The 10,480-nt window shown below is 64.7% G+C and carries 8 protein-coding genes and 2 pseudogenes; 7 read left to right on the forward strand and 3 right to left on the reverse strand.

From position 1 onward, the window contains the following. From EOA24_RS15025 to EOA24_RS15050, 6 genes and pseudogenes are all read left to right on the forward strand, one after another. Nucleotides 1-1,047: ABC transporter ATP-binding protein (locus tag EOA24_RS15025; RefSeq protein WP_133374521.1), on the forward strand; the 1,047-nt coding region annotated here is incomplete at its 5' end. A 115-nt stretch (nt 1,048-1,162) separates the two neighbouring features. Then, a pseudogene (locus tag EOA24_RS15030) lies at nt 1,163-2,754 on the forward strand (ABC transporter substrate-binding protein). A gap of 82 nt (nt 2,755-2,836) precedes the next feature. Beyond that, nucleotides 2,837-3,676 carry an alkaline phosphatase family protein gene (locus tag EOA24_RS15035; protein WP_126079914.1) on the forward strand — a complete coding sequence of 280 codons (840 nt, stop codon included), beginning with the start codon at nt 2,837-2,839 and terminating at the stop codon, nt 3,674-3,676. Between the two features lie 277 nt (nt 3,677-3,953). Then, nucleotides 3,954-4,520 (forward strand): sigma-70 family RNA polymerase sigma factor, encoded by a 567-nt coding sequence (locus EOA24_RS15040; RefSeq protein ID WP_126079915.1) that lies wholly within the window; start codon nt 3,954-3,956, stop codon nt 4,518-4,520. Then, nucleotides 4,517-5,182, forward strand: coding sequence for an anti-sigma factor (locus EOA24_RS15045; protein ID WP_126079916.1), 666 nt, complete (start codon nt 4,517-4,519; stop codon nt 5,180-5,182). The genes EOA24_RS15040 and EOA24_RS15045 overlap by 4 nt, the downstream gene beginning before the upstream one ends. A gap of 70 nt (nt 5,183-5,252) precedes the next feature. Then, nucleotides 5,253-6,674: a S8 family serine peptidase gene (locus tag EOA24_RS15050; RefSeq protein WP_245467290.1), complete on the forward strand. Its 1,422-nt coding sequence runs from the start codon at nt 5,253-5,255 to the stop codon at nt 6,672-6,674. A gap of 57 nt (nt 6,675-6,731) precedes the next feature. On the opposite strand, the gene EOA24_RS15055 is transcribed toward EOA24_RS15050, so the two are convergent. Beyond that, nucleotides 6,732-7,424: a TetR/AcrR family transcriptional regulator gene (locus EOA24_RS15055; protein ID WP_245463142.1), complete on the reverse strand. Its 693-nt coding sequence runs from the start codon at nt 7,422-7,424 to the stop codon at nt 6,732-6,734. A 39-nt stretch (nt 7,425-7,463) separates the two neighbouring features. Between EOA24_RS15055 and EOA24_RS15060 the strand changes: the two genes are divergently transcribed. Next, nucleotides 7,464-8,510: an aldo/keto reductase gene (locus EOA24_RS15060; RefSeq protein WP_126079917.1), complete on the forward strand. Its 1,047-nt coding sequence runs from the start codon at nt 7,464-7,466 to the stop codon at nt 8,508-8,510. 265 nt (nt 8,511-8,775) lie between these two features. On the opposite strand, the gene EOA24_RS15065 is transcribed toward EOA24_RS15060, so the two are convergent. Together EOA24_RS15065 and EOA24_RS15070 are read right to left on the reverse strand one after the other, a co-directional pair. Further along, the gene (locus EOA24_RS15065) at nt 8,776-10,122 is read right to left on the reverse strand and encodes an FAD-binding oxidoreductase (protein WP_126079918.1); all 1,347 of its coding nucleotides are present in this window, start codon (nt 10,120-10,122) and stop codon (nt 8,776-8,778) included. 144 nt (nt 10,123-10,266) lie between these two features. Beyond that, nucleotides 10,267-10,480, reverse strand: a pseudogene (locus tag EOA24_RS15070) (transcriptional regulator); the annotation flags it as partial.

Genomic DNA, 10,480 nt, shown 5'->3' on the forward strand with positions numbered 1-10,480 from the left:
GACGTGCTGGCGGCGATCAAGGACGCCATCCGCGACACGCATGTGGCGGCCCTCTACATCACGCACGACCTTGCCGTCGTCGCCCAGGTGTCGGACGAGATCATGGTGCTACGCCATGGCCGGCTGGTGGAGTGGGGCGGCACGCGGCAGATCATCAAGGAGCCGCGCCAGGAATACACCAACGCGCTGGTCTCTGTGCATGAGATCGAGCACAAGGAACAGCCGCCCGGCACAACGCCCTTCCTGTCGGTGAAGAATGTCACCGCCGCCTATGGCGGCGGCCATGTCAAGGTGCTGAAGAACGTCTCGGTCGACATTTATCCGGGACAGACGCTGGCGGTGGTCGGCGAGAGCGGCTCCGGCAAGTCGACGCTGGCGCGCGCGATCACAGGCCTGTTGCCGCCCGAGGAGGGCACCGTCACCTTCGACGGCAGGCCACTCGCCAACAGGCTGGCCGACCGGCCGAAGGAGGACCTGCGGCAGCTGCAGATGATCTACCAGATGGCCGACGTGGCGATGAACCCTCGCCAGACGGTAGGCACCATCATCGGCCGGCCGCTGGAGTTCTATTTCGGCATGAAGGGCCGCGAGCGCGACAAGCGCGTCGCCGAGCTGCTCGACGAGATCGAGATGGGCAAGGGTTTCGTCGACCGCTACCCGGCCGAGCTTTCCGGCGGCCAGAAGCAGCGTGTCTGCATCGCGCGCTCGCTCGCCGCCAAGCCGAAGCTGATCATCTGCGACGAGGTGACATCGGCGCTCGACCCGCTGGTCGCCAACGGCATCCTGAAACTGCTGCTCAACCTGCAGCAGCACGAAAAGGTCGCGTATCTCTTCATCACCCATGACCTGGCGACGGTGAAGTCGATCGCCGATTCGATCGCTGTCATGTATCGCGGCGAGGTGGTGCGCTACGGCTCCAAGAGCAAGGTGCTGACGCCGCCTTTCGACGCCTATACGGACCTGCTGCTCTCCTCCGTGCCGGAGATGGAGATCGGCTGGCTGGAGAAGGCGATCAAGGGCCGACGCGTGGAAAGCGCTGGAAATTAGCCTGCCAAAATCGACCCAAGGCACTTTTGTCATGCGGCCGCAACAGGGAAGGGGAAAGATCGCCGCGGGCGGATAGAACCCGCACCGGAATCAATCTCGAAGAAGGGGGCAGGACATGCATACGGAACTCGATCATCTCGCCGAACTCGCCGGCAAGGGCAGGATATCGCGGCGCGATTTCCTCGGCCGCGCGGCAGCGCTCGGCGCCTCGGCGGCGCTGGCGACGACGCTGGCCGGCAAGGCCTTCGCCGCGAGCCCGGTGAAGGGCGGCATCATCAAGGCCGGCCTGCAGGGCGGTGAATCGACCAACAGCCTCGACCCGGCGCTGAACCTCAGCCAGGTCACATTCAACTTCTGTAAGCAGTGGGGCGAATTCCTTGTCCGGCTGACGCCCGATGGAGGCGTCGAGAACCTGATCGCCGAGGAGATCGGCGCCTCGGCCGACGCCAAGACCTGGACGATGAAGATCCGCGACGGCGTCGAATTCCACAACGGCAAGACGGTGACGGCTGAAGATGTCGTCGCCACCCTCGAGCGCCACGCCGACGAGAAGTCGAAATCCGGCGCGCTCGGCATTTTGAAGAACATCAAGACCATCAAGGCCGACGGCAAGGACGTGGTGGTGACGCTCGGCGACGCCGACGCCGACTTCCCCTATCTGATGGCCGACTACCACCTGGTGATCCAGCCGAATGGCGGCAAGGACAACCCGAATGCCGGCGTCAGCGCCGGGCCGTACAAGGTCGCCGTCAACCAGCCCGGCGTGAAGCATGGCGGCGAGCGCTTCGCCAATTACTGGCGCGGCGACAAGGCCGGCCATGCCGACCAGATCGAGATTGTCGTGATCAACGATCCGACGGCCCGGCTCGCGGCGCTGCAGGGCGGCCAGGTGCATCTCATCAACCGCGTCGAGCCCAAGGTGGTCGATCTGGTGAAACGCATGCCGGGTGTCAGCGTCGAGAACGTGTCGGGGCGCGGCTACTACCCGTTCAACATGTTCTGCGACACCGCGCCCTTCGACAACAACGACCTCAGGATGGCGTTGAAGCTCGCCATGGACCGCGAGGAGATGCTCGACAAGATCCTGCGCGGCTATGGCTCGGTTTCGGCAACGACTTCCCGATCAACGAAGCCTACCCGCTTTTCTCCGCCGATATCGAGCAGCGCAAGTTCGATCCGGAAAAAGCGGCAGCCGCCTACAAGAAATCGGGCCACAGCGGCTCGATCCTGCTGCGCACCTCGGACGTCGCCTTCCCCGGCGCGGTCGACGCGGCGCAACTCTACCAGCAGTCCTGCGCCAAGGCCGGCATCAAAATAGAGATCAAGCGCGAGCCGGGCGACGGTTACTGGTCGGAGGTGTGGAACAAGCAGCCCTTCTCGCTCTCCTATTGGGGCGGGCGGCCGACGCAAGGCCAGATGTATTCCACCGGCTACCTGTCGACCGCCGACTGGAACGACACACGCTTCAAGCGGCCCGAATTCGACAAGATGCTCTATGCGGCGCGCGCCGAGCTGGACCAGGCCAGGCGCAAGGCGATCTATCGCGACATGGCGATGTTGATGCGCGACGAAGGCGGCCTGATCGTGCCGTTCTTCAACCAGTTCGTCGACGCTGCCAACACCAAGAAGATCAGCGGCTACGCCAAGAACCCCAATGGCGAGATGATGGACGGCTACGCGCTCTGCGAATGCTGGCTGAACGCCTGACATCAGTATAATTCTTCGAACACCGCGTGTCCCTTGGACGCGCGGCGTTCTTGTTTAGACCGACAATCACAGGAAGCTGTCCGTGGCGCTCAAATCCAAACTGCTGCTCATCATTCTCGACGGCGTGCCCTACCGGAACTGGCGCCGGCTGATGGGCAATCTCGAGGGATGGACGCAGTCGGGCGAGGCGCAGGTGTGGAAGATGCGCTCGGTGCTGCCGTCGACGTCCGCCTGCTGCTACGCCTCGATCCACACCGGGGTCACGCCGCAGGTGCATGGCATACTTTCCAACGAGAACCGCTTTCGCGTCACGCAGCCGGACATCTTCTCGGAGGTCAGCAAGGCCGGCGGCAAGACGGGTGCGGTGACCCATTCCTATTGGTCGGAATTCTTCCGCAGCTTTCCGTTCGACCTTGTCGAGGACATGGAGTTCGACGATCCGAGCGGACCGATCACGCATGGCCGCTTCCACACCATGACCGGCTACAATCTCAAGAACCAGATGACGCCGAGCGACGTCGACCTGTTCGCGACGCTGACCATGCTGGCGAAGCGCCACGGCATCGACTACGGCATCCTGCACACCTGCACGCTGGACTCGATGGGACATCGCTTCGGCCATGACTGCATCGAGATGGACCATGCCTGCTACGCCATGGACGGCATGCTCGCCGCCTTCCTGCCGCGATGGCGCGAAGCCGGTTATGAAGTGATCGTGACGGCCGACCACGGCCAGACCGACCGCGGCCACCATGGCGGCCATGACGACGAGATGCAGGATTTCGCGCTCTATTATTTCGGGCCCGCGAAAGGCCCCGAGGCCGACACTCTGCTCGACCAGCTGCAGCTCGCGCCGACGGTGCTGAGCCGGCTTGGCGTGGCGATACCGGAGACGATGAAGGCGAAGGTGTTTTTGGGTTAGCGCGGCCTTCCCTTCTCCCCTTGCGGGAGAAGGTGGATCGGCGCGCAGCGCCGAGACGGATGAGGGGTGTTCCAGCGGAGTGAGACGCGGGCATTCCCTGGAACACCCCTCATCCGTCGCCTTCGGCGCCACCTTCTCCCACAAGGGAGAAGGAAAAGCGCCCCTACTGGCAACCTCCCCGCTCTTCGGTTAGCCTCCGAAAATTCCTCGGCGGAGGGTGAACCTTTTTGGACCGATCAGCGACAGAGCTTCGAGGAGCCAGGCGGCTCGACCGGCCATGAATGCGGCGACGGAAACCGATCGCGCGCTTGTAGACCGGGTCGCGAAGGGCGACCGGGCCGCCGTTCGGCTCCTGTTCATGCGTCACCACGCGCGGATCTACCGCTTCGTGGCGCGCCAGACGGGATCGGAAATGATGGCCGACGATATCGCAAACGAGGTTTTTCTGGAGCTGTGGAAGCAGGCGCCCGGCTTCGAGGGCCGCTCTGAAGTCTCGACCTGGCTGCTCGGCATCGCCCGCTTCAAGGCGCTGTCTTCGCTGCGCAAGAAGAAAGAAGACTGGATCGACGACGATGACGCGGCGCAGGTCCCCGACAGCGCCGACACGCCGGAAGTCGTCACCATGAAGGAAGACAAGGCCGCCGCCTTGCGCCGTTTCGTCGATGCCCTGGCCGAAGAACATCGCACGGTGATCGACCTTGCCTATTACCATGGCCAGTCGGTGACCGAGATCGGCGAGGTGCTTGGCATTCCAGTCGCGACCGTCAAGACCAGGATGTTCTACGCCCGCAAGAAACTCGGCGAAGCCCTCAAGGCCGCCGGTTACGACAGGGGGTGGCCATGAGCGCCGCTGAAAAGATGTCGCGCCGCGACGAGATGGAGACGCTGCTGCCGTTCTACCTGAACGGCTCGCTGGAAGGCGCCGAGCTGGAGGCCGTCGAGGAATGGCTGGCCACCGATCCGGCGGCGATGGTCGCCCTTGGTGAAGCGGAAGCCGAATTCTCCGGCACCGCCGCCGCCAACGAGGCGATCCGCCCGCCAGCCGATGCGCTCAGCCGTTTTACCAGGGCGCTCGACGCCGAGGCCGGCCCCGTGCGCGTGCCCGGCCAATCCTGGCTGGCGAAAGTTTTTGGCCGGGTGACGGCGATGCCGGCCGGCGTCGCCTGGGCGGCGGCCGCTGCGCTGCTGGCGTTGGTCCTGGTGCAGTCCTTCGAACGGCCGGGCGGCAAGGGCAACGACTTCGAGGTGGCCGGCGCCGAGGACGATCTGGCGAAGCTGCCTTTCGCCCTGGCCAAGTTCAAGCCGGATGCCAAGATGGCCGATATCGCCGCCTTCCTCGGCCAGAACGGGCTGAAGATCGCCAGCGGACCGACCGCCGACGGCGTGTTCCACCTGACGATCCCGGCCAGCACGGCGGCCGATTACGACAGGCTCGTCGGCCTTGTTGCCGCCCAGCCTTTCGCGGATACTGTGATCCAGGGAAGGAAACCGGCCGATGGCGGCTAAGGCAATTCCAGGAAAAGTGCGCCGCGGTTTTCCGTCCGGAATTGCGTCGGGACCAAGGATCATTCTTCGTGTGGCGCTCCTTGCGGCGGCGGCTTTTGTCGCCGCGCCTGCGTTCGCGCAGACCAACGATCCCAATCTGACGCAGAAGCAGGTGGACTGCCTGAACCGCACGACAACCGCAGGCGGCGACTGCGACAGGGACGGCGGCGCCAAGAATGGCGAAGGAACGCCAGGCACTGCGAGCGGTGCGGTGTTCCTGCCGGCGCTGATCGTCGATCTCTTTCCGAACCCACCGGCAGGCGCCGCCCCGCAAATGCCGGCGCCGTCCAACGGCGCATCGTCATCGAGCGGTTCCGGCAACACGCCGCCGCCCGCTCCGGCGCCGAGCGGTCCGGTCACCGTGCCGCAAGGCCTCAACCTGGCGGAGCCGCCGCGCGCCATCGCCGGCGAATTCGTGCCCGACGAGGTGCTGGTGACGGTCGACGGCGACGCCGGCGTGGTTCAGCAGATCGCCAATTCCTTCGGCCTGCAGGTGCGCTCGCAGCGCCAGTCGCGGCTGCTTGGCTCGACGCTGGTGCGCTTTGGCATCACCGACGGGCGCCCCGTCGGCGTGGTGCTGGCGCAGCTTGCCGCCGACGGCCGCACACAACGGCGCGAGCCGAACCATATCTACACGCTGCAACAGGCGGCCGGCATCGTGAACTATGCCTTCGACCGCATCGCGCTCGATTCAAAACAGGCGAGCGGCGAGAATGTGCGGGTCGCCGTCATCGACACCGGCATCGACGACACCAACCCGGCGCTTAAGGGCGTCATTGCTGACCAATATGACGCCATGCCCAATGTGCCGATCGAGAAGCGCGACCACGGCACCTCGGTCGACGGGCTGATCGCCGGCGTCGGGCCGCTGGAAGGCATGGCGCCGGGCGCCAAGATCTATCACGCGCGCGCCTTCGAAGGCGGCAAGTCGACCATGGACGTCATCCTGTCGGCGCTCGACTGGGCGGCCGAGCAGAATGTGCGCATCATCAATATGAGCTTCGTCGGCCCGAAGAACGACCTGCTCGGCACCGCCTGCCGCAATGCGCGGGCATTGGGCATGGTGCTGGTGGCGGCCGCCGGCAATAACGGCCCGAAGGCGCCCTATGGCTATCCGGCCGCCTTCGACGGCGTGATCGCCGTGACCGCGACCGACGCCAAGGACGGACTGATGCCGCAGGCCAATCGCGGCGCCTATGTGTTTATCTCGGCGCCGGGCGTCGAGATGGTGGCGCCGAGCGGCGCCGGTTCGGACGTGGTGACCGGCACCTCCTTCGCGGCAGCCATCGTGAGCGGCGCGATCGCCAATCTAATCCATGCTTCGCCGGAACGCTCGGCCGACGATATCGAGAAGGCACTGGCGGCAACGGCGAAGGATCTCGGGCCCAAGGGGCGGGACAATGACTTTGGTTATGGGTTGATCGATACAAAGGCGGCCGAGGCGGCGAAGTAGTGAGTTTAAGGTGGCAGGCCCGTCAATAAATTGGCTGCCGGGTTCCCGATACCGCGCTTATACTGATGCGGCGGCCTGCTCGACGCCAGTTGCTTGTGCTTTGTGAGCAAGGCCGAGCGTCTCCCGAACGGCCCGAAGCACCTCGTCCGCCAGCGCCACATCTGTTTTTGCGATGGCGCGAGATGCTGCGATAGCGCCGATTTCGGCAGCGACGGCAGCAACGGCGAGACGGCGTCTCTCAGACGCGGGAATCGTCGTCTCAAGCGAACGTTGAAGCGTCGCTGCCATTTCCTCAAATGCACGCGTAAAGCTGGCGCTGACGGCGCTGTCCTGCCGCCCAACTTCACTTGCGGAAGCGGCCATCGGACAAGCCGTCTCGACTCTGTCGCGCATATCCGCTGAAAGATATCCAGCGAGGTATTCCTCGAAGGTGGGACTGCGATCACCCGCCCAAGCCCGGGTATCAGCCATGTTTCCCGCGAAGCCATGGGAAAACGCAGCCGCCGCCAGCTCATCCTTCGACGAGAAATGTGCATAGAGCGCTCCATGCGTCAGTCCGGCCTCCTTGGCGACTTCCGCTACGCCGACGCCGTCTATTCCCCGTTTACGGAACAGCCTGCTCGCCGCCTGCAACAGAGCGTGCCGGTTCTCCGCAGCTTTTTCCTTCGAAACACGCATTTCCAGCTTCCAGACCAATGTCACGAATTTTTTAGTTGCGATCGCCACCAAAGTCAAATAGATGCCGGACATCGCTTTTTGATTGCGATCGCAACCAATGGAGAAACAGGCATGCGTTACAGACTTTTCGGGAAGCACACGGGACTTCGGGTCTCCGAACTGGTGCTCGGGACCGGTAGCTTCGGGACGGGCTGGGGACATGGCGCTGAGCCCGAGGAGGCCCGTCGCATCTTCGACGCCTATGCGGACGCCGGCGGCAACTTCATCGATACGGCCAACGGCTATCAGTTCGGTCAATCCGAGGAAATCCTGGGCGATCTGCTGGCTGGGCGGCGCGACGATTTCGTGTTGGCCACCAAATTCACCATGCGGACGGACCCCGCGGCCGGTATTCTGGTCACGGGCAATAGCCGCAAGGCCATGGTCTCATCGGTCGAGGCGAGCCTCAGGCGGCTCAAAACCGATCGCATCGATCTCTATTGGGCTCACATGTCGGACGGAGTCACCCCGGTCGAAGAAGTCGTGCGCGGCTTTGACGATCTAGTCCAGGCCGGCAAGATCCTTTATGCGGGTCTTTCCGACTTTCCCGCCTGGCGGGCGGCGAGGGCCGTCACCATTGCGGAATTGCGCGGAGCCGCCCCTATTGCAGGTCTTCAGGTGGAGCACAGCCTCGTCGAGCGAACGACCGAACTGGAACTCCTGCCTGCAGGGCAAGCGCTCGGCCTCGGCATCGTGGCCTGGTCACCGCTTGGCGGCGGCATGTTGACCGGAAAGTACCGCAAAGGCGAGAAAGGCCGCGCGGAGGGTTTCGGCGGCAGGGTATTCCAAGCCGAAGATTCCGCGCAGCGTACTGCCATCCTCGACACCCTGATCGCGGTTGCGAAGGACGCCGGAGTCACGCCCAGTGAAATCGCCATCGCCTGGGTTGCGGCCAAGGGCTCGCTCCCGATCATCGGACCACGCACGCTGGCTCAGCTCGAAAACAACCTGGCTGCGGCAAAAGTAACGTTGTCGCCGGAGCAAATTGCACGCCTTGATGAGGTGAGCGCGACGCGACCGATCTTCCCCTACACGGTGCTCAATGATCCCGAGACCAGGCAGGGCTTCACGGGTGGCAAGGCCGACCGCTTCGACGCGCCGGCCGAAGCAGTCGCCTGAGGTATCCGCCAGCGCCTCCGCGCCGGCTTGGATTCCCGGGCCGGCGCCCCCAGCCACTGACCCTCGCACCACCAGATGCGCGCCGCCAGACACCCTTGGCGACACGCCGCGCGCCGGCGAGCCGGAGCACGAGGCGGACAGCGGCACCTGGAATTCTCCAGCCGCGGCCCCGGGAAGACGTCATCAGGGACAACCTGCGACGGCTACGGCCTGCTTGAAATAAGGCGGCGGAGGCTGCCAAGGATTGATCCTCGGCCACATGCGCTTACAGAGCCGGACCCAACCGTACCGGGCTTCCGTCATAGAAGCGCGGCAGCCGGAAGCGGCTGAGGTCGTGGCCGGTGTCGTTTCCCTGGATCATGTCGGAGACGACGCGGCCCATGCCGGGCCCGATGCCGAAGCCGTGGCCGCTCATTCCGGTCGCCACGAAGAGACCGCCGATCGCCTGGACCCGATCGACGACAGGGACGACATCGGGCATGGCGTCGATCATGCCGCCCCAGCCGACCTTCAAGCGCGCTTTCTCGAACTGGGGAAAAAGCTGTTTGAAATTGCGCTCTGTCGCGCGCAGCCGGGCCGGTTCGGGGGCCGGGTTGAGCACCCGCATTCTCTCGAAGGGACTCTCTTCATCCGGCGCCCAATCGCGCGGCGTCGACCAGCCGTCCGGGTAGCCTGACGGCGCGAACGGGAAATAGCGCGCTCCGAACGGATCGTTCCTGAGGGCGGGGATATATTTGGTGGCATGCCGAAATGCGTCAGGCCCGAGGTAAAGCAAATGGCTGCCGCCGCCGGCGAGCGTGTATCCGCCGTCCTGTCTGCGCCGGAAAGCGATGTGGTCGTCGGCGGCCGCGCCTGCATAGATCTCGGGCAAGGGCTCGGTCGCGGCTACGGTTACCCGGACGCTGAGCTGGGGGATGGACACGCCGTGCCGCGCCAGGAACAGGGACGACCAGGCGCCGCCCGCGACCAGCACGGTGGAGGTCTCGATATATCCCGCCTCGGTCCACACGCCCCTGATCCTGCCGGCCTCGATGTCGAGGGTGCGCGCCGCGCAATTCTCGACGATCCTGGCGCCTTTTCGCGCGGCAAGCCGGGCCAGCGCCGGCACCGCCAGCCAGGGTTCCGCGCGCATGTCGGAGGGCGTCGTCATCGCGCCCTTGAATCTGCGCGACATGCCGGTGATGAGCTTCGCGGTTTCGTCCGCATCCAGGAGACGTGTGTCGAGCCCATGGATCGCGGCGATCTTCATGAACGCTTCGAAGCCGGCCATGTCCTTTTCGGTGTTGGCCAGATAGGTCACGCCTGTCTGGGTGAGCCCGATGTCCTCGCCGCTTTCGTCGGCCAGTTGCCGCCACAGGCGGATAGCCTCGATAACGATCGGCAGTTCGTCCGCGTCCCGTCCCTGCTTTCTGATCCAGCCCCAATTTCGCGAGGACTGCTCGGCAGCGACGCGGCCCTTTTCCAGCAGCGTCACCGGAATGTTGCGGGCGGCAAGGAAAAGCGCCGTCGTTACGCCGATGACACCGCCACCGACGATCATCACTTCCGAAGTCTTCGGCGGCGGCCCAGGGTACTGGATTGGATCCGCTTCGGTGAACGGGAATGTGGGCAAATGGCGCACCCTGAAGGATCGGTTGACGGTCCAGGCTTACCGGTTGTTGCCGTCCAAGATCAGGAGCAGGCGAAGGCGGATCGTTGTCCCACGAGGTAAAAACAGCCCGAAAGGCGGCGGCTGGCTAGGCTGTTGGATCCTGCCCTAGACCGGCGCCCCTGCCACCGATCCCCGCACCACCAGATCCACCGGCCACACCTCGCCGCGCGCGCCCTCTTCCAGTCCCGATATGCGCGCCGCCAGCCGCTCGGCGACGCGCGCGCCGGCAAGGCGGATCGAGGAGCGCGTCGTCGACAAAGGCACCGGGAAATTTTCCGGCCGCAGCCATGGGAAGACGTCGTCATGGGCGATCAGCGAC

It is taken from the genome of Mesorhizobium sp. M2A.F.Ca.ET.039.01.1.1, assembly GCF_003998035.1.
Classification (GTDB): domain Bacteria; phylum Pseudomonadota; class Alphaproteobacteria; order Rhizobiales; family Rhizobiaceae; genus Mesorhizobium.

Excerpts from the sequence above, each read along its gene's own strand:
- EOA24_RS15040 (WP_126079915.1), top strand. The coding sequence starts at position 3,954 with ATGAATGCGGCGACGGAAACCGATCGCGCGCTTGTAGACCGGGTCGCG.
- EOA24_RS15045 (WP_126079916.1), top strand. The coding sequence starts at position 4,517 with ATGAGCGCCGCTGAAAAGATGTCGCGCCGCGACGAGATGGAGACGCTG.
- EOA24_RS15055 (WP_245463142.1), bottom strand. The coding sequence starts at position 7,424 with ATGTCCGGCATCTATTTGACTTTGGTGGCGATCGCAACTAAAAAATTC.
- EOA24_RS15060 (WP_126079917.1), top strand. The coding sequence starts at position 7,464 with ATGCGTTACAGACTTTTCGGGAAGCACACGGGACTTCGGGTCTCCGAA.